The following is a 25533-nucleotide window of genomic DNA, read 5'->3' as shown; positions in this document are numbered from 1 at the left end:
CCCTCAAATCAGTTTATTTTTATTTTTAACCACAAAAAAAGTTACGTCATCAACTAAAGTTTTTCCCTGCCGATATTCCTGAAACAAATGAGAAAAGTTATTCACAAATTTTTCTGCGTCAGGACTCTCGAAGTGGGCTTTAATTATTGCTTTAACAAATTCTCTTTCTCCCCAAGGTTCATCTTTTGAATTTCTGATGTCAGGTATTCCGTCTGTATAAAAAAATACCAAATCATCTTGATCCATTGGAATGCAGCTTTCTTGATATTCAGTGTCTTTACTTTGTCCCAGCCTTGGATTATTGACCTCATTTAACGGAATAAGCTCCTTTTTTTTCAAAGCCTTTTCTGATTTTTTCAATAAGAAAGGTGTCTCATGTGATGCATTTGAATAAGTAAAAATTCCAGTAATTTTATCATAACAACCTATAAAAAATGTCATCATCAAGCGCCCTCTGGACACTTCAAAAATACACTTATTTAGATACTCCATGGCTTTTCCCGGACCTACGTCTAGCGTTTCAATGATTACAGCCGCTGATTTCGCAGCACTCGTTATCAGCGCGGAAGGCGCTCCATGCCCTGTGGCATCTCCAATCCAAAAAAAGACCCTTTGGCCTATTTCACAATAGTGCCACCAATCCCCTCCGCACTCACTCGCTGGCTCATAAAATCCAGCAATTTCTAAATTAGAAATCTTTTTGATTGTTTCCGGGAAAAGAGTCTCTTGAACTGTTTTTGCCGTTTGTAGCTCATTTTCCATTCTTGCCTTTTCTGCAGTTTGATCCAATAAGCGTGAAACCTCCTCAGCCATCTTATTAAAATTATCGGCTAGGACTCCTACTTCATCAGAGGATTTTACATGAACTCTCATGTCAAACTTTCCTTCACTCACTTGTTTCGTTGCCTGGAATAATTGAGTGATTGCTGTTGTAATTGTTGAGGAGGCAATTAATGAAACTATGGCCGTTACCGCAATTAATAATACAAAGAAAATAATAGATTTTTTTAATAAAATATCTAGGGCTGACAAGGCTTTGGACTTAAGAACTGCTGACACGACGGTGAGTCCCCCAATTCCAACTTGTGCAAAAGAAATAAAATATTCTTGATTGTTTTGATCTTTTGTAGCCTCAACTCCATTGAGTTGAATACTTTCATTATTATCTAAGAATTTAAGTGGAATATTTTTCTTTAACTCAGTACCGATGGTCTCTTGAGGTCCTAGTAAAATAAAACCTTTATTATTTAGTAAATATATTTTTTGCGAAGAAACAGTAGAAAACAAATCAAATAAATCTCCCGCCCTCATCATTATTGAAAAATAGATTGCTTTATTGCCTCTCTCAGGATCAGGTGGCAGTTTTTCAAAAAAAAGTAGTCTTTCATCATTAAATAAACTATAAATAATTCTTTTGTTCCCATTTACATAGTATATTTCCTGACGAAGAATCGACTCCAATTTTTCTTTAACGTTAGAAAAATTTCCCTCAAACTTTTCTAAATGGCTTACGTATTTAAAGCCCTTATTTTTTTCATCAATTTCATAAACAGCGACAAGATCCGTTGTGTTTTCATTTTTAAAGAAATTTTTTGCAACTAAATTGAAATTCTGACTGTTCAAGTACTCTTGAAATAAAAATTTATTTGATGATAAGACAGAATTTAACTGGATTCCAATTTGAGCCGAAACTGCATTTGAAAATTTACTGCTGGAATCATAAACATAAGCAACTTTGTCGTCCTGAAATACTTTCATTGCTAAAACTAAATAAACAGAAAGTGTTATTAACGGAATAACTGTTAATAATATGAGTATTTTATACCTAAGTGAAAATGTATTTTTCTGCACCTGTTTATCATAATTTGTTTATTAAGAATTGATAACATTTAAATTACCGACTCCATTTAGGTCCAGTGTCTAGTAAACTAGACCTAAGATCTCTCTCCTCAAAATGAAAACAGACGATAAGAAGTGCAACATATGGTTAAGTTTAACAAAACAGACAGGGTTATTTTTGCTGTCTCTATTTTAATAATTCTTATTTATTCATATTATCTATATGATGATTCTTTTTTATTTAATTCTGAAAAATCTTCCTACAATGTTATCGGCACACTTTCATCTTCCAACAAAGATGTTCGGAGAAAGCCAGTTGAAAGTTTTTTGTGGTCTCCAGCAAAAGTCAAAGAGGTTTTACATGAGCAAGATAGCATCTTCACTGGAGAGCGGTCAAAAGCAGAAATACAGTTAAGTGATGGCTCGATTATTCAATTATCTGAAAACTCATTAATTACACTTACGAGAAAATCTGGCGATCTTGAGTTAAACCTAAAATATGGTGAAATCCAAACAGAGATCAAAAGTACTGCAAAACTTCAAGTAAAAACTGAAAAAGAAAATTTTGTCATCCAGAATTACAAAAAGAATAACTCAAAAATGAAAATCAAAAGGTCAAAGTCAGAGGAGCCTAAATTTGGACTCCTTGACGGTTCCCTTTCTATTTCATCTCTAGATAAAAAAGAAAAGAAAATTTTAGATAAGGTTGAACTTGTTAAAGTCGAGCCCATTAAGGAAGTTAAACCTGTTGCTAAAATTAAGCTCCTCAGTCCTGATAAAACTAAAATTACTTTACTTCACAAAGAACAAGGTTTTTTTCTTAATTGGAGTTCAGAAAATATCACAGAAGAAAAACTGATAATCTCCAGCGACAATAAGTTTGAGTCCATCACGACATCTAAAGAAAAGGTTCAAAATAAAGCACTTATCAATAATATTAATTCTGGAAAATATTTTTGGAAAGTTCAGGGGCTGGACTCTAATAACAACCTAATCTCTTCACCAGTTCAAAATTTTGAATTATCTATTTTTACAAATCCGACAATCACCTCTCCTAATAATAAAGCTCAGCTAGATTATCAAACAAATGAAGATATTTCGAAATGGACCACAAATATACCCATCTCCTGGCAAAGTGATTTCATCGATTACGAGTATCAAATTTCAAGCAACGAAGATTTTTCAAAAGACCTCATCTCTAATTCTACAAATCAAAAAAATATTAACTTTAAGGCAAGAAATGGGAAATATTATTTGAGGGTTCGCGGCAAACACAGTAATGCACTTGGGTCTTGGAGCCCTACTGTTTCCTTTGACGTGGTGGCACATTCTATAGTGGAACCGCCACTGGAATCACCCATTTTACTAACAAAAAACATTATGATAAAAACAAAAAACACAAGAGAACCTGCCTCTGTACTTCCTGCAAAAATCTCATGGGCGAAGCCAAATGGCGCAAGCAAATTTATTTTGGAAATTTCTCAGAATAAGGATTTCACAGGAAAGTCTAGCATTGAATTAAAATCGGATACTTATTCTTATCTACCCCAACGTAAAGCAAAACAGTTCTTCCGCGTCAAGGCCGTATCAAAAACTAAAGTAGAAAGCGCTTATAGTGAAATAGGAGAATTGAGTGTCGAAATTCAAAAACCTACCTTATTTAAAATTTTACCTATTACCTTTAAATCGACGAATCCCAATGAATCCATTCCAAATGTTGAGTTTCCTATATCATGGACAAATATGCCCCTTGTTAAAAAATACTCCGTTGAATATGCTGATAATCCTTCTTTTATAAAATCAAAATTGGTTGAAAGTACTAAAAATGCATTAAATATCAAAGTATCTCAGCCTGGACCCTATTATTTTCGCGTCATTGCTTCCTTGCCCGAAGACAACCAATCCTCTTTCATCTCAAATTCTGAAAAAACTGAATATGTTTTTAAGCAAAAAATTCCAGCTCCTGTTCTTAATGAACCTAGAAATAAAATGACTGTTTTTTTACAACAAGAATTGGAACCGTTTATTTGGATTAACTGGGAAGCTCAAAAAAGTTCTGATCAATATCACTTTCAATTGTCAACTGATAAAGAATTTAAAAAATTTATTCTTGATAAAAAAATTACAGATAATAAATTTTTGATCAAAGAAAGGCTCCCCCTTGGTAAAATTTATTGGCGTGTCCGAAGCTTAAATAAAGATGAAGACTTGAACTCAGATTGGTCTGTAAAACGTGAATTCATTTTACTGCATAGTAAGAACAATGAGTCGTTTCAATGAACGAGAACGTTTTTGATTCACTATTAGAACCTGTATTTATAGTTAATAAAGACTTAATTGTTCTTTATTGTAATGAGTCTGCCAGTCAGTTGACCAGTTTATCTATTCGAAAAATTGTGAAATCGCAAAAAATTCTCACTGAACTTCTTCAGTTCAAATCTAACATCGACCTTTTTACCCAGTTAAGTTCAATAAAGGATCCTACTCCCTATATTGAAATCGAATTCTCTACAGTTCTAATTCAAGAGGGAAAAGCCCAACTGACGATTCAATTATTTTCCAATAACTCATGGCTCGTTTATTTTAGGGACGTTACACTCGAAGAAAGATTACAAAAAAAATACCGTTCTGAGCTAGAAAAAAAAGAAAAAGTTATCAATGACTTAGAAATTGCAAAAATCCAACTGGAAATCTACTCTAAACAACTAGAATCACTAGTAGCCGAAAGAACCAAGGAAATCACCTCACTTAACAAAATGATGAAAGCTCTTTTGGACAGCCTTAATCAAGGTTTTTTTGTTTTTCATCCTGATGGCAAGTGTTTACCATTTTATTCTAAGGCCTGTTTAAAGATTATTGAATGCGATCCCTCTTATAAGTTTATATGGGATGTATTAAACGTGGAAGCTGATAAAATTCTTGGTTTTAAAAATTGGCTATTGACTTTATTTTCCGAAATGCTTCCCTTCGAAGACTTAACACCTTTAGGCCCCTCCCGGAGGCGTCATTCCTTGAATAGGGAAGTTTCCATTGAATATTTTCCAATCAGAAATGAGTCTCAACTCATTGAGGCCGTTGTCTGCGTTGCTAGTGATATTACCGATCTTGTGGAAGCAAAAATTCAGGCAGAAAAGGATAGAACCCAAGTTGAAGCCATTCTAAAAATAGTTCAACATAAAAAGCAAGCTGAGCTTTTCTATAATGAATCTGAAAAGGGAATCAAAAGATTATCTCAACTTCTCGCTAAAACTATTCAGGTCAATGATTCGGATGAGGTTATCCGAATTCTTCATACCTTAAAAGGCGGGGCTGCCAGTTTTTCTTTTGTTGAGCTTAAAACTATTTGTCATGACATGGAGTCATTTTATCTTTCAATCAAAAGCAACCCCAACGAACATGAATTAAAGCAACTACAGAACTGTTTATTTACTCTTCAAGAAGCATTTAAGTCCGTTACGGCTCATCATTATAAAATATTTGGCTCAATGCCTGCGTCTAGTGATAAAAGAATTGATATGGAATTAACGGATTTTCTTAAAATCATCGAGCAGTTACCATCAACTCAACAAATAAACTTTCTTGAAAACAAATATCTCTATGAAACCATTAGTAACCATGTTCTTCACTTTAAAAATGTAACCAGCTCAACTGCCAAGCAGTTAAAGAAAGAAATCTCTCCTCTTAAAATGAGTGGCGAAAATATTCTTGTTCCAAAAAATAAATTTGATTATCTGTTTCAGGTTCTCGTCCACTGCCTACGGAACTCTATAGATCATGGAATTGAATTGCCAGAGAATCGAATAAAGGTAAGTAAACCCGTTTGTGGGCAAATTGAAATTAATTTTTCACTAATTGAGAATGTCGATACAAATTTAAAATGTTTGCAGATTGCCCTCAAAGATGATGGTCAAGGAATAGATCCAAATAAAATTCGTGAAAAATTGTTAAAAATGAAGTCTCCTATGGCTCAGCAATCAGATGCCGAAATCATTTATAGAATTTTTGATTCGTCTTTTTCAACGAAAGACGACATCACTGAAATCAGTGGCCGTGGAGTGGGAATGAACGCGGTGCTTGCTGAGGTGACGGCACTTGGAGGAGTGATTCGCATTGAATCCAAAGTGGGCGCGTACAGTCACTTCATCATTCAAGTGCCCTTTGCAAATCCCCTTTCTCTATCTAGGGCAGCATAGACAATGGTCGCATAGATAATCTCATTTTATAGCCTACTAAATACAACTTTATTTTTTATGATGTTTTGCATAGGCTGATTTTAGTTTATCCTCAAAGGTTCTTCCTGAAAAAGGCTTTACTATATATTGTGAAACTCCTGCCATAACAGCTTCCGTAACTTGGTCCCTTTCTGCTTCTGAGGTCAGTAAAATAAATGGCAAACCCGCAAACTGAGTTTTACTTCGTACCCTTTTTAGCAAATCCAGGCCTTTCAAATTAGGCATGTTCCAATCTGAAATGACTAATTGAAAAGGATTGGCCTCGCTGTATTTTTCCTCAATAAGCCTCCATCCCAATTCTCCGTCTTCCGCTTCAACAATATCCACAAATCCCATACTTCTTAACTGACCTCTAACCAACTCTCTGATTGAAGGCATATCATCAATTATTAATATCCTCGTATTTATGGCAAACACCGAACCTCCAATTACTATGACAACTATTTAAAATCCTACATAACTTCTTGCCTAGGAACAAGCCGAGAGAATTCCAAACGATGCTCATTGTCTGAGCATTCACACGTCCTTCACTTCACTTCTTTTTTTATATAATGGCCTGTACTAGATTTGAAATTTATACATTTTGGCATCCACTTACATTACTACGAAATTTGCTGTTCAAGCACATTATAGTTGCCTTTCTTTGTCAAATTTGATAGTTATGCATGGAATTTTGTTTAAATTTTGGAGATCACATGGCAAAAAAATCAGGAAGAATCATCGTCACTTTAGAATGTACTGAAGCTAGACCCCTCGGGAAAACGGTTTCTAGGTACACAACTACAAAAAATAAACAAAAAACTCCTGGCAGATTAGAGTTAAAAAAATATAACCCTAATCTAAAAAAACACACTCTTCATAGAGAAACTAAATAGGAAATGATTTTAAGCGACCAAAAGATCCTAGAAAATATGGATCTAGGTTTCATTAAAATATTACCCTTCTCAAAAGAATGTCTAGGATCAAACAGCTATGATGTTCACCTTGGAAAAACACTTGGGATTTATAAAGATCCCATTTTGGACGCAAAGAGCCATAACTTAATCACCACTTTTGAAATTCCCGAAAACGGCTATGTTCTTACTCCTGAAAATTTTTATCTTGGAGTAACCCTTGAGTATACCGAGTCCTTGGCGCACGTTCCTTTTCTAGAGGGCAAATCTTCTGTTGGACGATTGGGTATTGATATTCACGCAACTGCAGGTAAAGGGGACGTTGGATTTTGCAACTATTGGACTCTCGAGATATCTGTAAAAAAACCAGTTAAAGTTTATTATAAAATGCCTATTGGACAAATAATTTATTTTGATGTTTCTGGGGAAATTTTAACTCCTTATAATAAAAAATCTTCTGCAAAGTACAATGAAAAAACTCCCATTCCCGTTGAATCCATGATGTGGAAAAATAACTTTTAAAAGATTTTCCAAACACTCTCTAAAAAAATTCACTTAAGAGTTTAAGAATATCTTTAGAAAAGTTTTTGATTTTACTTTCGCCCATACCATGAACAGCTAGTAACTCTTTTTCGTTTTGCGGCAGCTTAACAACTATGTTTCTTAATGTCTGGTCTCCAAAAATGATAAACGCTGGAACATCTAATTCCTTTGCTTTTATTTTTCTCCACTCCTTTAATTGCTGAAAACAATATTCCTGTTTTTCATTTAAAATAAAGTCATTGTTTGCCTTTGCTTTTTTTGATTTCGCTTTAAAATTTATTTCATGTTTGTGGTTATAAACAATTCTCCGATCAGAATGAGGATCACAGTTATCACAATGCCCACATTTTTCTATCCTTTGTGAGTCTTTAAAATAAGTTAAAATTTCAGAATGCCGGCACTCACTTCCTTCAGCATATTCCACGATCGCATCCAGATTCCGCCATCGATTAATTTTAATTTCTTGATTAACCTCTGAACTCTGAATAAAGAACGACTGCAATCCTTTGTCTTTCTTTGAATACAACAATAAACATGTTGAATCCTTACCATCTCTGCCAGCTCTTCCCATTTCCTGGTAAAGAGCATCAATATTAGCAGGCATCTGATAATGAACGACTAACCGCACATCTGGCTGGTCAATACCCATTCCAAAGGCATTTGTGGCAATTAAAATTCTTGTTTTCCCTAAGTAATAATCTTCCTGAATTTGATTCCTAGACTGAGGAGACAAACCTGCATGATAGAAATTCACATTATTAAACATTTTTAATAAATTTTCAGTTAACTCCTCCGTCGTCTTTCTTGTACCACAGTATATAAGAACTCTGCCTTGGGGTGCTTTTTTTAAAGCTGTTAATAGCAGGTGAAACTTGCTTTCAGCGTGGGCACATTCGGTAACTTGATAAAAGAGGTTTGGCCTATAAAAACCATAAACCATTTTCTTAGGGCTCTTTAGTTCCAATTGTTTTTTTATATCCTGAAGAACAATGGGCGTAGCTGAAGCAGTCAGTGCTAAAATAGGAACTTCTGGTTTCAGTTTTTTTAAAATTCCCAGCATTCCATAGTCTGATCTGAAATCATGCCCCCATTGGGAAACGCAATGAGCTTCATCAATAGCAAATAAGGAAATAGATTTTGACTGAATCCACTTTTGAAACCCAGGCTTTAGAACTCTCTCCGGAGATAGATAAAGAATAAATGTCTCATTTATTGAAATTTGATAGAAAATAGATTTTTTTTCAAACAAGTCTTGTCCAGAATACAAGCAGGCAGAAGGAATATTTTTTTCTTGAAGTGCTGCAACTTGATCTTTCATCAATGCAATTAACGGACAAATAACAATAGCTAATTTATTTAAAATGACTGCAGGCAATTGATAACACAGTGATTTACCTCCACCTGTAGGCAAAACGGCTAAAATATCCTGTTGATCTAATACGGAACTAATAATCTCTTTCTGACCTTTTCTAAAACTAGATAAATGAAAAATTGAGTTTAATATATTATTCACATAAGAATCTGCATTCATATCTGTGTTTCTATTGCCTACATTCACTTGAGTTCCTTAAAGTTTCAACTGGCGGATCTGTAAAAGGCTATACACCTTAAGAACAATTAGAATTTGCTGATGCAATATTTCGACCTGGAATCCCCTTTTAGAGTACCTTCCAACGACTAGTCACTTTGTCCAAAATGAGTTCTAAGTTTAAATATATTTGTTCTCCAAAAATATTTCCTTTAACTTTATTAAAATGAATTTGGTCCTCTTGATCAGGGAAATGCCCTTTCAAATCTACAATATCAACTCTAGCTTTAGAGGAAAGCATGTGCCTCAAAGCTTTCCTTAATAAATCAAACTTTGGAAAAAATGGAAATTCAGGAGGAAGGATCCAGACAATCTGAATTTCCTTAAAGCGCTCAAGAATAAGATCGAGTTTATTTTCAACCTCCGAGAGATATTCTGAAAAATGATCTCCATTTATAAGAAAATCATTACTTCCAAGTGCTAAAATTAATATCTGCGGATTTGTAAAATGAATTTTATTCCAAATACTTATGTTAACTGCTTCCGTCGATTTTACACCATGAGTTTCAGGTGTATATGTATAATTTGCAATTCGGTAAACCCATTGTTTTTCATTAAACCAATCTAAAAAAGTACAACCCGTTATTGCATAAAAATAAATATCACTTCTAATATTTTTAGAGTCAAAATATCCGATCATTCTTTTCAGTAAACATTTCCCCATTTCCATCACTGAATGGGAATCACCCAAATAAATGATGTCCATTTTCAGATTTCTATCAATCATATCGAGAAGTTACCGTCTCTAAAAGTTTTTTTGAAAAGATTTGAGCTCCTTTAAATGATAAATGAATACCATCCTCCATTCGAACGCGAACGGATTTTTTATCAATATTAAGATGATCAGCGTATTTTGATTTTGCCGTGAGCCAGCTTTCAACATTGACATACTTTGCACAAGAGGAACTTGACTCTATTGTCTTTTTAGCATGTGAATTTAATAACGACATTTTCTTATCAAAATTTTCAGATTTCATTTTTAAAGTTCCCACCCAAAAAACTTTTTGTGACTTTTTACAGCTGTTTTCAATGATGTTAATAATTTTTTTAGCATATTCTTTTTTCCAACTGTCCGATCCAAAAGTCATAATCTTTTTTTCATTTAGGATATTTTGAGCATCATTTGTACCTAAAAATATGTAAATAGCCTCATAGTCTTCCTGAAGTGAATTCACATAATTTACCCAATCAAATATTTCAGGTCGAGACAAACCTGTACCAGACTGTGACTTCACTTCTACTTCTGCTTTTTGATTACTTTTAATAATTAAATTTTGCATATGCATTTGTAAACCTGACTTCAAAATGGAGTCACCAATTAATAAAACCTTTCCTGCTTTTTCTGATTCTGATTCCTCATCCGGCTCCTTTTTAAAATTATTATTTTCAATAAAAGTGGGAATTAATGAAAACTCTTCTCCCTTATTGGTATTAATTTCTGCTAGATTTCTTTGTTGATGATTTTCTTTGCTATTAACTAGACTATAAATTTGAACATTTTTTAAGTCAGTAAATTCGTTTTTTAAAATAGCTCTAAAGCCATTTATTCCTGATTCCTCTCCTAAAAAATTAAAAGCTTCTGCTAACTTTATCAATACGATTGAAGTCTTTGAAATAGATTTTTGCTGAGCCCAATGATACAATCCTTCTAAATTTAACAAAAATGAATAAAGCATGATAAAAACAATTACCATCCAAGATTTATTTTTATTTAAATATACTTTTTTAATTTCCATTTATTTTCCATTCTATTTAGTTTAAATTTATATTTATTTTTAAAATCTAAAGTAAATAAATGGGGCAACTCCTTCTGGTGATAGCGTTGAAATAATAGTAATTACAATACTAACAGCTAAAGCAAAAATCAGTCTTGGTTTTTTAAAAATAATTTCTGGAAAGCTCCATAATTTTAAGGGCTTCACAAAATGAAAGGCTATTCCCGTCGTCAATAGGAGTGCATAAAAAAAACTGACCTTTTTCGCTTGCATATCAAATTTAAATAACCCACCGAATAACTCCATCACTTTATCTAACGTTGGGGATCGAAAAAAAATCCAAGCAAAACATACGAAATGAAATACTAGAATTGTTTTAAGTGATTTAATGATGAAACCCCGATTAATTTTAGTATTAAATTGAAAGTATTTTTCAAAGATTAATCCCAAACCGTGAAGAAAACCCCAAAAGATAAAATTCCAAGAGGCCCCATGCCAAAGCCCACCAAGGAGCATGGTAATAAAAACATTGCGATAGGTTTTTATATTCCCTAACTTACTTCCCCCAAGGGGCTTATATAAGTAATCACGAAGCCATGTACTTAATGAAATATGCCATCTTCGCCAAAAATCTTGAAGAGACGTTGCTCTGTAGGGCTGATCGAAGTTGATAGGAAATTCATAGCCCAACAATCCCGCAAAGGCGATGGCCAGATCACTATAGGCACTAAAATCGCAATAAATCTGAATCGCATAGGAATAAACACCAAAAAGAATATCACTACTTGAATATAAGCTAGGATTTTCAAAAATTGGATCAACGATATCTGTCCCAAGATAGCTAGCGATAACAATTTTTTTGAATAATCCTAATAGAATCATAAAAAGTGAATAGTAGATGGGAATCTTGGTGGGATCTACTCTGTTTTTTAATTGGGGGATAAATTCGTTGGCTTTGACAATAGGGCCTGCCATTAAATGTGGGAAAAAAGAAATAAATAACATGACGTCGAGAATTGAATTCTTATGACTCAAATCACCTCTATAAATGTCAATTAAGTAGCTAATTCCCTGAAAAGTAAAGAATGAAATTCCAAGTGGCAGAACGAAATTCATGTAAGGTACTTGCTCAGCAGAAATATTGAAAAAGTGAAAGCCAACCAGATTCATTATGTTTTCAAGAATAAAATCGTAATATTTAAACATACCTAGCATCACCAGATTGCAACTAATAGTAAATATCAGAATCCATTTTTTTACTGTTAAATTTTCTTCGACACCAATCCAAAGACCAAAAAAAAAGTTTAATGCTGGGCAAAGTATTAACAAAGGTAGAAATGCATAATCCAAGGAAGCGTAAAACAAATAGGAAGCGAAAAGCAAAAATACTTTTCTTAAAGTTGAGTAGTAATAAAACTCCCAACTCACATAAAAAATAAGAATAAAGAACAGAGCGAACTCAATTGTTGTAAACTGCAACCTAACTCCCTTTAGATTATGGCACAGATCATAGAGTGTGTTTGAAATGGTTTAAGATTTTTCAAACACACCCTAATACAATGGTTCCATTATTTCGGATTTTTTAAAAAAAAATTATACTGACCAAAGGTATAGGATAAGGAACTCCCTTAAAATAAGTTGGACTGTTTCTAATTACATTCTTCTTTTTTAAGTTTGGAATCTTCTTGAACTGACGGCGACGAGCTGACCAGATCTGCAATCAACCCTAGAATTATTGCTAGTTCAGATCTATCTACACTTAATTTGTAATTTGTCTTTTTATAATTACTCTTCCAATCTAACCATCTTCTAATATCCTTTTCCAAAAGACATAAAAGTTTAAACGGTTTTTCACAGGAAGGTATATCTTTATATTTTAAAATGTAGGTAAATAAAGGTAAAAACTCACTCTCTGCAATGACACCATTTTCAATTTGTTTTCGAGCTACTTTCTTTAGTAATTTTTCAAAAGTAGGAAATGCTAAAAAACCTTCTTCTTTATCAATAAAACCATCATTATTTTTATCAAACTTTAAGAAGATGGTTTCACTATATTGAAACATATGAGGCAATACATTTGCATCCGAAATTGAAACTTTAGTATCGCTATTTGATGTATAACCTGAAGCCTTTAGACTGTTAAAAAAAGTAGATTGCCAAACAATCGGATTTTCTTTTTTTATGTTTTCAATATATTTTAAGTAATTTGGCATTGAGTGAAATATTTCACTTAAATTACCATCATAGGTTTCTCTTAAACAAGATAAGTCTACGTATTCTAAACTATTCTCGTTTGAAATATTACATTTTTTTATGACTTTTTCTTTAATCTTTGACTGAATGTTGATTCCTGAAAAAATATAGTTGGAAAGATCAGCAACCTCTTGAAAAGAAAGTTCATCATTTCCATCTGAATTGGGAAGAAAAATATTTCCCTCCAAAAAACGGGAATCAATAAAACTATCCGTCGTGTTAGAGTTAAGTATATCCAAGTCAATAAGAAGCGGTCTTACATCTCTAAAAGCTTCTTTAAACTCACATTTCATTAATCCAATATTAAAGGTCTTCCCATCAATTTTATGAGAATAGGATCTCAATATCAGTCCCGCCAAAAATCGACTTAAATTCATCTGTTGAATACCTTCAAAATTAAAAACTGGGTTTCGATTTTCATCTAAAAATGCTTTTCGATCTTCATTAATTAAAATTGGATAAGGAGACTTAAAATGTTTCAGAAATTCTTGTGCCCCACTGACTAGATAGGAATCAGAAGAGATTTTTATCACATTTTTTATATTTTCATTAAAAAAATCGTAATTGAAACTATTGTTTATTTTGTTTTCGTAAAGCAAATTGAAATAGAGGTTCAATTGGGTGTAATTTAACAAATCTTTCTTCATCATACTAATATGACTAGGCTCAATTCCTACTATTCTTTGTCTCATCTTGATTAATTCAGGATCTATAAATATTTTTTCTAGCAATGCTCTTGATATCTTATTGAAAGACTCTGATTTAATCATATTGGGAATAATATTTAATCGAATTCCCTCGGAAAAAATACCATCCATTTCTTTATAAGATATTAGTTTTAATTTTCTATCTGAAATCACTAATTCTAAGTAATCCAAAGATTTTAAAAGAAGATCTCTAAACTTACTTTGATATTCGCTTCCTGTTTTATAAAAATTTTTATTTCTTATAAAATAGAAATAATTTAGAATTTGTGCGTATATTTCACTAGTTTTTTTAAACAAGACAGCAAGATCCTTAGATGAAACTGCTAGAGTATTGCATTTATAACCCAAATCAAAATTATTTTTATCACTTAAAATATCCACACCTATTTGAACTAATCCACAATACTTATTAAGTATAACCTCAAATTTTTGTGATGCTTCTTTTCTTGAATATATTTTTTCAAATTCTTTCACTAAGGATAAAAAATCGCTATAACTATATCCACTTTCAAATTTAACATTGTTTATTATTTTATCAATCATGGACTCAAAATTCTTCATGGCATCTTGAAATTCTTTTTCGGCTTCTTGTTTTGTCAGAAGGTCCGGTTTCCATGTTAAACCATATAGCTGATAATACCGAACTAAGTCCTCAACTACTTCCTTTATGGCTGTCACTTTTGATTGTGCTTTTCTAAACTCCTCTTTTTCTATACTTTCAACCCCACCCCCGATAATGATTTTTTTTATTTTCATTAATTCTTTTGTCAGTTCAGGGGAAGATTTGAAGTCTTTCCAAATATTTGAAAAACTAGCAAGTATTTCATCAATTTCTTCTTTGGAAATACGATGCGAGTCTTTTCCATCTAATAAGTCATAAAATATCAAAAATGATTCTTCTATCGTTTTCGCATAGTAAGCTAATTTTAAACTTGTAAACTCAGGATTGATATTTTTTATAAAATAATAATATCTTAAGAATTGAAGATAGCCTCTTCCACCCAACGATAATAATAGGTCCCACTCTTTGTTTTTTACAGACTCTTCACTTCCACCAGTTATTGATTTTTTCATTTTTTTAACAAGTGGTATAAATTCTGCCAACTTACTTAGCCAAGATGTTGAACTCTGTGTAAAATGTGTCACTTCTGATAAAAATGAATAAAAATCATCAAAAAAATATTCATTTTCAGCTTTAAAAATTAGATTACTGAATTTCTGAATTACATTAACAAAATTTGTATTTACCGAACTAAAGTCTTGAAGGGTTACATCTCCTGATTGTAGTTTCGATTCCCAATTTAGAGTTAATATTTTCATTGACGGGTTAAGCTCAACGAATAAGGACTTGAGGTTATTCATTAGCTTTATTAACAAATCAAACTCTGTCGGAGATATATAATCTAGACGACCACCAAGAAATAGTTTTTTAACTTTCATAAGTTGTTTTTTTAATTCTGGGCTAATTTTTTTCTGCTGGTCATCAGGTTTGCCATCTTCTTCTAAAAAATTATCTTCGACAAATTTAGATAATTCATCAGGAGTACACTCATTAATTTTATTACATCTTACATTTTTTTGAAAAGTAACCACCATGGATGCGAAACAATCCCAAGAAGACTTAATATCACTTTCATTCGATTCACCTTTGAAATATTCTGAAAAAAGATTGGTTGCTTTAATTAAACAAGTATCTGTTTTGAAACCAGGGATATTTTTTTCAGGTGGTTTTTCGCCGATTTTTAAATTACAAGAACTTATGAAAAATAAAGTGATAATTAAAAGACCAGGTGTAAGTATCCAAGTTATCTTGTGTAGAGACCTATATCCTATTTTTCTAGAAAACATAGTTTACCCCACCATATACCCTATCATTAGCTCGATACTGATTCAAAAAGGATGAGGAACTATTTTCTTCATCTACAGAAATAAAATCTCCGCCTAGCAAGATTGCCCATTTTTTTGTAGGAAAAACCTGAAATTCAGCATTAACCAAAGAACCATTTTGATTGAAGTCCTTTAAGTAGGATAGTTTAGTAATAATAGACTTTCTAAAAATCGAAAAAACTTGCCCTTGCCCTTTTAACATAATGGAATTATTGAATTTAGTTCTGATATCAAAAAGAGTAAAAACGTCTCTATTTCCTTCAGAATCAATATCAACAATCTCGCTTCCAAATATTCTTAAATATCCTAACTGTACTTTTAAATTTTTAATAATCTCAGATTCGACATTGTTTTCGATCATTAAAGAATAGGCTTTTGTTGGGAGTAACTTTTGTATGACCCACCCCTTATCTGGTATTTTATCCTTTGGATTATCCTCAAGATAAGAGGCAATAAATCTGAAACTTTGAAAGGTATAACCCAAATCAATAGAGTATAGAGAATGATAAACGACGTCTGGTGAAACAAGTACATTGACAGCCTTAACATCTGTCGGGGAATAACCTTCCCTTTTTAAGATCAATTCATTAACAGGTTTATAACCCAAACTTTGACTTATCCACCATGATTCATTTTTATTACCAATTCCCAAATTTACTCCGGCACCAGGCTTGGATACTAAATTTCTGATCTCAGGAACCGATAATTTATACCTTATGGATTTAATTTTCCCATTTAAATCATACTTATCTGAAGGTTGTCTAAACCAACGACTCTCAGAGACTAACTCTCCACCCTCTTCGCGGACATCTATTCCCATATTGGGAATAAACATGGGAGTGGTGTAGGTTACGAATTGAAATTCAGGATTTTGATACTCGAAAAAGACTCCAAATAAACCTTGTTCTTCAGGCCTTAAATAATCAAAAGCATAATTTGGCTGCCAAAAACTTGTCTTCCAATAAGAATCAAGAAAGTTCCAATCGTATTTTTTTCTGCCGCCAATTATTTTAAAATTTTTATCAAATTGAAAAAAACTATACAACTCTTGGACAGAATAATTAGAAGTACCGTAATTAAACTTTCCTGCCTGAAAATCACCTCCATAACCAAAGCTATTTTCTATATTTGGAGATATAAAACCTAAACGTGTTGATAAATACTGTTGTCTGTTTAAATTTTCCTGTTCTGGAATCTTGGTAAAGTAATCCATCGTCTCAAAACGAAGAACTCCAAAAACTGTTCCATGATCAACACTTTTTGAGATAGCATCCAGAGACATAAACTGAGAAGAATAATTCGACGCTTGAGTCTGAATACCCAAAAAAATAAACAAAATAATAATAAAAAAATTAACTTTTTTATTGATAACCAACATCCTTAAAAATTCTCTCATATCAAGTTGTTGGAAGTAAAAATGGAATTTTAACTCGAGTCAATAGTTGATTGCGTTACGACCTAAATTCGACCAAAATCGACATGACTTGTAAAAACTTCTGTCTAGTCGCATGACATAAGCCGCATTACCTTAGACTAGCCCGCCGTAGTAGGATTTAAATTCGACAGGACAAACTCTGGATCGTCAAGAACTAAGTCATGACCTGCCCAAGGATGCACGATGGGGATGATGTTCCACTTTTTAGCTAGAGCAAGGGTATTTTCAGAACTAACCAATCGATCATTTGTGGATACAAATAACCCTATTTTTTCCTTTTCAATTGCCTCTGGAAAAACAAAATTACCTGAAGCCACTAATTGTCTATAAAGATTCTTACCTGTGACTGGATAGAGCTCTGCAAATTTCTCGAATTTTAAGATAGAATTTCTTTGAGTTTCAAGATTATTTGAAGTCATTTCTAATATCATCTTTTCCCTATGATATTTAGAAAGCCACAGAGTTTGAAAAATTTTTAGATAATTTTTAGGTAATAATCGTTTGTAAAAAGGCAAGATTCCCTTTGATGAAGTATTTACAAGATAGGCCTTAGTAATTTCAGTCGGGAAACAGACTAACCAATTAATAGCTACCATGGCCCCAAAAGATAACGCAATGATATGAAGTTTACCTTTATTTTGGAATTTAGATCTTAAATCATCTGTGTATTCCCTCACTGAAAATGGACTATTTTCAGAATAACGGTAACCATTTCCAGGCAAATCTATTAATATAATTTCATCTTTTGGAAATTTACTTTGCAGCCTCTGAGGAAAATCTCCCCAATGAAATTGCCCTCGCGTAAGACCTCTTAATAAAAGCCACTGACGATTACTTTTTTCCATACCACTTTACCATGGCTTGTTCGTGATGTTTTTTCAATTGATCGCTGTTTAAGTTAGCCCAGCTCTGACTTGAATACAAAGACCTGATAAGAAACTCAAAAAAGGTATTGTGCCTTCTGAGAGCTCTTTTATATCTATGGGTTTTAATTGGATTGTATGGACCCTCAATAGAAAAAATTTGCATTGGATTTTTTTTTACCCACATCCATGAGCCCATTTCCAAACACAAAGGTATAAACAACCCTTGGTTTCCGTCTCGTTGATGATGCCAATCATAAAGATAATCCCACACATCCCCGTGAGTGAGATAAGCTTGAGGCCCTACTTTATAGAAATGGTTTGGATAGGTTATATTTAACAAATGAGTAAGAGCATGGACATAGGAAATATCCCTAATTGGCTTTTTTGATTTGGCATAGGGAAACCAAATTTGGTCTTGAAAACCAAATCCTGAATGAAAATCCACAACCAGTGAAACCTTTGATTTAGAAATTTCATTTTGAACCGACTCAATTAAGGCTTTTGTTTCTGGCTCTAAACCAAATCCCCGATACCAAGGCAACTGACTGGAAATTCTTTGTCCACCAAGGAACATGGGAACCTTATCCTCAGCTTCTATGGGAGCATTTCTCATAATATCAACACCTCGTGGATTCGATCTTCTTTTTTTCAAAATCCCGATTGGGTTTACCACTGGTATAAAAAAAACTCTTATTTTTTCTAAACTTTTCTTAATCGATTCATCCCACAAATTTAGTTGGCTTAACGAATGCAATAAAGCGATGCAAACTTGAGAACCAATACGCTCTAAACCATGAACGCCGCCAATTAAACCCAAAACAGGCGCCGTAGGATCTGGATTTCCAAAAGTTATTTTATGAATTGGCAAGCGTAAATTATTCTCCTGAGACTCTCCAATAACTTCTACTTTAGCAAATTCTTGAATTTGGTCTTTAATCGTTTCAATAAGTTCTAATTCAGGTAATTTATTTCGAATCATTATATAAACATTGTCGTTAATACCTAGAGCGGTGTCCACCTTATTAGGCGTGGAAAAAAATTCAATATGTTTGTCTAAAAAACTTAATTACTTTCTTTCAAATACTTTACACTAGACTAAGAGCGTGTTTAATAAGCTGTAAGCGTTTGCAAAATAGAATAAAATCAAATCTTTGTAGTGCTCCAAATTTTGGAACACTCATTTTTTTTGAATTGGATTGCTAAAAAATCAAGAAATATTTTGACCCGAATCAATTTTCATGCAAACTCAGGCTCATCGGTATTTTAGCTTTTTAAACTATGAGGAAATTAAATGAGTTTGCATTTTCCTAAAATTGGAATTCTTGGCGGTGGCCAGTTGGCTCGCATGCTTTGCTTAAAAGGACATGAATTAGGGGTCAACCTATATGTCTTCTCTGAATCAAAGGAAGATCCTGCGGCTCAGGTAACTCAACAATGGTTTCAAGGTCGTGCAGACAATGAAAAAGATTTACTGAAATTTATAAAGAGTGTGGATCAACTTACTTTTGAGAGTGAGTTTATAGATTGTCAGTTATTAGCCAAAGTTTTATCTAAAACAAATTTTAATAAAAATGGTATCTTTCCTTCGCTTAATAATATGGAAACGCTTCAAGATCGCTGGTTACAAAAAAATTTATTTAAAGAGTTTCTTCTTCCAACAGCACCTTTTTTTAAAATTGACTCAGTTTCTGACATAGAAACCAAAGGAAAATATTTTAACTTCCGTTATGTTCTTAAAAAAAGATTTGGGGGATACGATGGTTATGGAACTTATATTTCTAAAAATCTAAAAGATCATCAGAATATAATTTTTCAGTTAGACTCTACCCTCTCTGGGAAACAAAACTCTCCAGTTAACAGCTTAAATTCTAAAGGTTTTATTGTGGAAGAATTTGTTTCATTTAAAAATGAGCTGGCTTGTCAGTATTTTCGCAATGCTCGTGGTGAGTTTTATCACTTACCCTTGGTTGAATCATTCCAGTCTCATTCTAAATGCGACTGGGTCAAGGGTCCAATCCAGCATCCCAATTTCAATTCTATTACAAAAAAAATAAAAACTTTAATGAACAAACAAAACTATGTCGGAACCTTAGCTTTTGAATTTTTTAATACTAAAAACGGACTCCTGATAAATGAGTCGGCACCACGAGTTCATAACTCTGGACATTACTCTTTAAATTACCCCATTGCTGACCAATTTTCTTTACATTTGAAAGCGACTAATAACAAAAAATTTCCATCAAAAACCACTGATGCTAAATTCTCTTTTGTCATGATTAATTTAGTCGGGAAATCAAATACTGAAATTATAATTCCCAGTGATTTATCAGGTTTCTTACATCTATATGGAAAGAAAGAAAATCGTAGTGGCCGAAAAATGGGGCATGTTAATTATATTGACAACTACTCACTAAAAAATTCAAATAGCCTTCTAAAAAAAGCTCTTACTGAAAGAAAAAAAATTAAATTATAGAGGACCCGCCCATGAAAATTTCAAAAAATAATTCTAAATCCAATAAAGCCAAAGTGGCTATCATCATGGGTAGCGATAGTGATCTTAAAATTATGAATGAGGCAGGGAATGCATTAGATTTTTTTTCTATCACTTATAAAATTCAAATTGTTTCAGCTCATCGAACACCAGAGGCGATGTATACTTTTTCAAAACAAGCCAAATCAAAGGGAATCAAAGTGATTATTGCCGGCGCTGGTGGCGCTGCTCATTTGCCTGGAATGGTCGCGAGTTTAACCACACTTCCCGTCGTAGGAGTACCAGTCACTCAAGGTCAACTTAAAGGTCTTGATGCTTTGCTTTCAATCTGTCAAATGCCCAAAGGAGTTCCTGTCGCCACAGTTGCCATTGACAATGCTTACAACGCAGGATTATTGGCCGTGAGAATTCTAGCCATAGACGATCTTTCTCTGGCAAAGAAATTAGATGCGTTCGTAAAATCTCAACAAAATAAAGTTAAACTCATGAACCAGAATTTAAAAAATAAAAAGAATTAATGACGTGCTTGTAGACTAGAGCGTGTTTGAAAAGCTTTTAAATACACTATTAGAAACGTTGCTTCATGTGAGTTGGTTTTTGCGAACCATGAGCCTTGGCGTTCAAGATCGTAAAAATCACTCCAAAAACACCCGTATAAAATAAATCACCCAGTATTTGGATTCTTAAAAAAGGAATGGCCGCAATAAAACATTGAACTAAACCTGCGGCATTTTTTTCATAAATTCCAGAAGCAAACCAAACACCAAAATTACTAACGAGGAAAAAGAGCAGGCTACCAATCAAACTCACCCCCCCCATAAGTACCATATTTTTGCCATTGCTAAAAAATTCACTTTGAGAAAAAATACTGGAAGACATGATGGCTACGATACCAAATCCCAAGTAGGTAAAAAATAGAGTGTTATGAAATCCCAAATAAAGATCAGACAAAAATAGAGTCACGATAGGAACCAACATGAATATTTTATTTTTCTTAAATGCCACCCCAGAATAAAGTGCCATGGCGGTGACAGCTGTAAAATTCCAAGGATGAGGAATAAGTCGGCTCAAGACACCAATGAAAACCAAAACTAAAAATGACATCCATTCTTTCTTCACAAAAACCCCTTAAATATAACTTAACGTACTCTAGGTCATAACAAAATTCAAATTTTCTTCAAGTAAATTTTATTTAAGTTAAAAATTTAATCTGTTTTTAACAAGTTCTTCAACCACGCTTGGATCTGCTAAGGTTGAAACATCTCCTAGTTGATCTGGAAGATTTTCTGCAATCTTTCTCAAAATTCGACGCATGATTTTTCCTGACCTTGTTTTCGGAAGAGCTGGTGCCCATTGAAGTAAATCAGGTGTCGCGATAGGACCAATCTCCAATCTTACCCATTGAATGAGCTCTTTTCTTAACTCCTCTGAATACTCAATTCCCATTTTCAGAGTAACAAAGACATAAATACCTTGGCCTTTCAAATCGTGAGGATAGCCCACAACTGCCGCTTCAGCTACGGACTTATGAGCCACCAAGGCACTTTCAATCTCTGCAGTACCAAGCCTATGTCCTGAAACATTTAGGACATCATCGACCCTGCCAGTAATCCAGTAGTATCCATCCTTGTCACGTTTACATCCATCCCCTGTAAAATAGTAACCTTTGTAATTTGAAAAATAAGTTTCCTCAAAACGAGAATGATCTTTAAAAACAGTGCGCATTTGTCCTGGCCAAGAGTCTTCCAACACCAAGACTCCCTCTCCTTCCCCAAGGATTTCTTTTCCTTCAAGAGTTAACATTTTTGGCTTAATTCCAAAAAAAGGAAGAGTCACGGATCCCGGCTTCAAGGTCGTAGCCCCAGGTAAAGGGGAAATTAAAATCCCACCGGTTTCCGTTTGCCACCAAGTATCGACAATTGGACAACGTTCTTCACCCACAACGATGTAATACCATAACCAAGCCTCTGGATTGATGGGTTCTCCCACACTTCCAAGAAGCCTTAATGATTTTCGAGAAGTGCGTCGGACTGGCAATTCGCCGTCTCTCATTAAAGCTCTGATCGCAGTGGGAGCGGTGTAAAAAACGGTGACTTGATGTTTGTCGACAACCTCCCAGACCCTTGAGGTACTTGGATAATGGGGAACGCCTTCGAACAAAACACTCGTGCAGCCGTTCACCAAGGGCCCGTAGACAATGTAACTGTGACCTGTCACCCAACCCACATCTGCCGTGCACCAATAGATATCATTTTCCTGAATATCAAAAACATATTTATGAGTCATAGAGGCAAAGACCAAATACCCCCCAGTTGTGTGAAGAACTCCCTTGGGTTTACTTGTTGAACCGGATGTGTAAAGAATAAAAAGAGGATCCTCCGAATTCATTCTTTCAGGCTCACAATAGTCATCAACTACCATGGCCTCCTGATGGTACCAAACATCCCTATCGGGATTCATTGAAACAGGATTTCCAGAATGTTGAATCACGATCACTTTTTTAACCTGAGGCGTTTTCTCTAAGGCCTTATCAATATTTTTTTTAAGAGAAGTTGTCTTACCCCCTCGGAAGCCTTCATCCGCAGTAATCACAAATCGAGAATCTCCATCGTTAATTCGATCTACGATGGAATCTGGAGCAAATCCACCAAAGACTACGGAGTGCACGGCCCCAATTCGCGCGCAAGCCAACATGGAATAGACCGCCTCTGGAATCATAGGTAAATAAATGGTGACCCTATCTCCTTTTTTCACGCCTTGTTTTTTTAAGACATTTGCAAATTTATTTACTTGAATTGAAAGCTCCCTATAGGAAATTTTTTTAGCCGGAGAATGAGGGTTATCGGGCTCCCATATAAACGCAATTTTATTTGCATTCGTTAATAAATGCCTATCAATGCAATTGTAAGAAACATTTAATTCCCCTCCCAAATACCACTGGATACTGATGGGTTTCAAAAAGCTGACATCTTTGACTTTATCCCATTTTTTATACCAGGAAAGCGCCACTGCTTGCTGGCCCCAAAAGGCCTCAGGGTCTCGAAGTGATTCGTCATACATTTGTTTGTATTTAGACTTGTTGATATGTGTGTATTCAAGAACGTGGTCTTTTATTGGAATTTTGATATCAGAGGTCATAGGGGTGGCTCCTTACTTCGAAGCTCATCCTATAAAATACTTTGATAATCAGCAAGGGCCTTTGCTAACTCGGCGGTTGTCCAGTTTAATGGTGAATTGGGGCTTGCAAAATAAACTACCTGTGGATTTCCTTGGTGCATTATTCGTACAGGAATTAAGGCTTCAGGTGCTTTCCAAGGGGTTACAGGCTGTCCTTCAATATTAATTTGCGTCTCACCCGTAATCAAACCCAAAGCTCGACTTAAATGAAACCAAGCCTTCTTTTTAAATTCTTCATTTTTAGTTTCTTTGTAAAATTGTACATAAATTTGAACTAGCATGGAATCTTGAAATGACCATTGAGCCTCGAGTCTTGTCCCATTTCTTTCAATAATTTTTGACATGTCTTTGGCATCTTTCTGCCTATCATACTCTGCTACCAACTCATCACGATCGGCTCGAGTAGAATTTCGAAATCCATTTCCATCTGCAACAGCAATCGCATCAGGATTTTCTGGAATTAAAACATTTGCAAATTTCATTGCATTGGGACCTCCGAGTAAAAACCAATCATCTAAATACCTCACAAACCCAGAATCCCTTAATAAGTCTCCATTATTATTTATTTTATTAACAAGCTCAAGTCGATCATAAAGAGACATCTCCTTGGGGGGATACAACAACAGATGCAGAAAAGCAGCATCGATACCCCTTTCACTGGACGGGTTATTTCGGTCAACGACTTCCATCATTTTTGGAGCTCGCAAGCGATCCTTTAAAACACTATAACCTTCCCCAATGGCTCTTTGCAGAAATTCAAAGGAGGTATTAATGGTATTTTTAATTAAATCTAATTCTCTACGAAATGCAAAGTGCTCAGTAAGTCTATCTACTTTCCTGCCGTCTAGAAAGCTCGTTACAACTGAATCATAAAGTCCTTTTTCCCAATTGTCTTTGAGGCTATTAAAAAAGGCCGTTTCATTCCTAATTTCAGCTTCAGTTTTATTTTTATCCTTAACATTGCCTTTCCATCCTTGATCAAATCTTTCTAAAAAGCTTAGAACCAGAGACAGTGAGGACGTCCTAACACCCATCTTCTCTTCCCATGCTCCAAGGTCTTTCATTTTAAAATAACTAACTCTTTGAAAATAAGCTGCCAAGAAAATGAGCTCAGCTTGAGATTCAATTGACATCATTTCGATTTTCAATTCTCCAGCGGCAACTTTATCTAAAATATTTTGTTCATATAAAGCTATCGCATCATTTTGTTTATGGCCCCAGGCTGACTCATTCTGAATAATTTCTGGAGTCAATTCTTGTCCTTCTCTTCTTCCCTCTATTGACAATCTGACAAAAGGAACATTTTTATAACCCGTCACAGGGTCATCAATGATCCTGGGATTTATAATAGCATTAAGAGTTCTCGCTATTTGTTCCTTTTCAGAAAGAAGCCTTACCAGAGCCTTGGTCATTTTCTCTTCTTTCTCATTATAAAGTATTTTATCACGACCATCTTCTATCAATTGAACCAAAGACTTTAAACCTTGGGAGGATCTAGCTAAATCCCTAAACCACATGTACTTACCATAACCACCATCATGATTACCATTGTTAGCCGCGGCCAAATACCCTTCTTCGGTCAATGGAAACTCCATCACTTTGTTTATTATTAAGAGTTGAATGATTTCAGATAATTCAGCTTGAGTCGGGAGGTCACTTGCTTTTTTCAAAAAATCAGCAATTTCGCGATTGTAAGCCAAAACTTTTTTACCATGAACTCGTACCTCGACAGGTTGCGCTTTAGCAATCCGCGGGAATTCCTTAGCAAACTCAGCTGAAACGAAATTTATATTTTCCTTCTTATAATAAATCGCACAAAGATTCGAACCTAATGAGGTAGACCCTAATAAAAAAAACTGCATAGTAAAAATAGCTATGATTAAAAATGATCGCATACTTTCTAGAAT

The 25533-nt window shown here is 34.1% G+C and carries 19 protein-coding genes; 6 read left to right on the top strand and 13 right to left on the bottom strand.

The features are described 5' to 3' along the window. Window positions 1-3: 3 nt before the first annotated feature. On the bottom strand, window positions 4-1851 hold the full coding sequence (locus J0M15_11575) for a SpoIIE family protein phosphatase (GenBank protein ID MBN8537684.1): 1848 nt from the start codon (window positions 1849-1851) through the stop codon (window positions 4-6). A gap of 132 nt (window positions 1852-1983) precedes the next feature. Here J0M15_11575 and J0M15_11570 point away from each other — a divergent pair, with 132 nt between their 5' ends. Both J0M15_11570 and J0M15_11565 read left to right on the top strand, forming a co-directional pair. Then, window positions 1984-4119 (top strand): FecR domain-containing protein, encoded by a 2136-nt coding sequence (locus tag J0M15_11570; GenBank protein ID MBN8537683.1) that lies wholly within the window; start codon window positions 1984-1986, stop codon window positions 4117-4119. Continuing rightward, window positions 4116-6032 carry an Hpt domain-containing protein gene (locus J0M15_11565; GenBank protein ID MBN8537682.1) on the top strand — a complete coding sequence of 639 codons (1917 nt, stop codon included), beginning with the start codon at window positions 4116-4118 and terminating at the stop codon, window positions 6030-6032. Before J0M15_11570 ends, J0M15_11565 begins: the two co-directional genes overlap by 4 nt. A 48-nt stretch (window positions 6033-6080) precedes the next feature. Here J0M15_11565 and J0M15_11560 read toward each other — a convergent pair whose 3' ends face one another. Then, window positions 6081-6488 (bottom strand): response regulator, encoded by a 408-nt coding sequence (locus J0M15_11560; protein MBN8537681.1) that lies wholly within the window; start codon window positions 6486-6488, stop codon window positions 6081-6083. Window positions 6489-6766: 278 nt separating this feature from the next. Between J0M15_11560 and rpmG the strand changes: the two genes are divergently transcribed. Together rpmG and J0M15_11550 are read left to right on the top strand one after the other, a co-directional pair. Continuing rightward, complete coding sequence (rpmG, locus tag J0M15_11555; protein ID MBN8537680.1) at window positions 6767-6946, top strand: 50S ribosomal protein L33; 180 nt, start codon at window positions 6767-6769, stop codon at window positions 6944-6946. A gap of 3 nt (window positions 6947-6949) precedes the next feature. Further along, entirely contained in the window at window positions 6950-7486 is a 537-nt protein-coding gene (locus J0M15_11550) for a dCTP deaminase (GenBank protein MBN8537679.1), read from the top strand. A gap of 19 nt (window positions 7487-7505) precedes the next feature. Here the strand turns inward: J0M15_11550 and J0M15_11545 are convergent, their stop codons facing one another. From J0M15_11545 to J0M15_11510, 8 genes are all read right to left on the bottom strand, one after another. Next, the gene (locus J0M15_11545) at window positions 7506-9038 is read right to left on the bottom strand and encodes an ATP-dependent DNA helicase RecQ (GenBank protein ID MBN8537678.1); all 1533 of its coding nucleotides are present in this window, start codon (window positions 9036-9038) and stop codon (window positions 7506-7508) included. 127 nt (window positions 9039-9165) lie between these two features. After that, on the bottom strand, window positions 9166-9822 hold the full coding sequence (locus J0M15_11540; GenBank protein ID MBN8537677.1) for an SGNH/GDSL hydrolase family protein: 657 nt from the start codon (window positions 9820-9822) through the stop codon (window positions 9166-9168). Beyond that, on the bottom strand, window positions 9815-10831 hold the full coding sequence (locus J0M15_11535; protein ID MBN8537676.1) for a DUF459 domain-containing protein: 1017 nt from the start codon (window positions 10829-10831) through the stop codon (window positions 9815-9817). The genes J0M15_11540 and J0M15_11535 overlap by 8 nt, the downstream gene beginning before the upstream one ends. A gap of 39 nt (window positions 10832-10870) precedes the next feature. Then, the gene (locus tag J0M15_11530; GenBank protein MBN8537675.1) at window positions 10871-12289 is read right to left on the bottom strand and encodes an MBOAT family protein; all 1419 of its coding nucleotides are present in this window, start codon (window positions 12287-12289) and stop codon (window positions 10871-10873) included. 170 nt (window positions 12290-12459) lie between these two features. Further along, the gene (locus J0M15_11525; protein MBN8537674.1) at window positions 12460-15618 is read right to left on the bottom strand and encodes a hypothetical protein; all 3159 of its coding nucleotides are present in this window, start codon (window positions 15616-15618) and stop codon (window positions 12460-12462) included. Further along, window positions 15608-17035 carry a transposase gene (locus J0M15_11520; protein MBN8537673.1) on the bottom strand — a complete coding sequence of 476 codons (1428 nt, stop codon included), beginning with the start codon at window positions 17033-17035 and terminating at the stop codon, window positions 15608-15610. The genes J0M15_11525 and J0M15_11520 overlap by 11 nt, the downstream gene beginning before the upstream one ends. 155 nt (window positions 17036-17190) lie before the next feature. Beyond that, window positions 17191-17937, bottom strand: a complete 747-nt coding sequence (locus J0M15_11515; GenBank protein MBN8537672.1) for an alpha/beta hydrolase — start codon at window positions 17935-17937, stop codon at window positions 17191-17193. Continuing rightward, the gene (locus J0M15_11510) at window positions 17924-18937 is read right to left on the bottom strand and encodes a DUF2817 domain-containing protein (protein MBN8537671.1); all 1014 of its coding nucleotides are present in this window, start codon (window positions 18935-18937) and stop codon (window positions 17924-17926) included. The genes J0M15_11515 and J0M15_11510 overlap by 14 nt, the downstream gene beginning before the upstream one ends. A gap of 312 nt (window positions 18938-19249) precedes the next feature. Between J0M15_11510 and J0M15_11505 the strand changes: the two genes are divergently transcribed. Further along, window positions 19250-20431 carry an ATP-grasp domain-containing protein gene (locus J0M15_11505; GenBank protein ID MBN8537670.1) on the top strand — a complete coding sequence of 394 codons (1182 nt, stop codon included), beginning with the start codon at window positions 19250-19252 and terminating at the stop codon, window positions 20429-20431. A gap of 11 nt (window positions 20432-20442) precedes the next feature. Next, window positions 20443-20967 carry a 5-(carboxyamino)imidazole ribonucleotide mutase gene (gene purE, locus J0M15_11500; GenBank protein ID MBN8537669.1) on the top strand — a complete coding sequence of 175 codons (525 nt, stop codon included), beginning with the start codon at window positions 20443-20445 and terminating at the stop codon, window positions 20965-20967. A gap of 49 nt (window positions 20968-21016) precedes the next feature. On the opposite strand, the gene J0M15_11495 is transcribed toward purE, so the two are convergent. From J0M15_11495 to J0M15_11485, 3 genes are all read right to left on the bottom strand, one after another. Continuing rightward, entirely contained in the window at window positions 21017-21568 is a 552-nt protein-coding gene (locus tag J0M15_11495; GenBank protein MBN8537668.1) for a hypothetical protein, read from the bottom strand. Window positions 21569-21646: 78 nt separating this feature from the next. Then, window positions 21647-23587, bottom strand: coding sequence for an acetate--CoA ligase (acs, locus tag J0M15_11490; GenBank protein ID MBN8537667.1), 1941 nt, complete (start codon window positions 23585-23587; stop codon window positions 21647-21649). A 29-nt stretch (window positions 23588-23616) separates the two neighbouring features. Further along, window positions 23617-25521, bottom strand: coding sequence for a hypothetical protein (locus J0M15_11485; GenBank protein ID MBN8537666.1), 1905 nt, complete (start codon window positions 25519-25521; stop codon window positions 23617-23619). Between the last annotated feature and the right edge of the window lie 12 nt (window positions 25522-25533).

This window comes from Deltaproteobacteria bacterium, from assembly GCA_017302835.1.
Classification (GTDB): domain Bacteria; phylum Bdellovibrionota; class Bdellovibrionia; order Bdellovibrionales; family Bdellovibrionaceae; genus UBA2316.
This window is presented reverse-complemented; position numbering and strand designations above follow the sequence as displayed.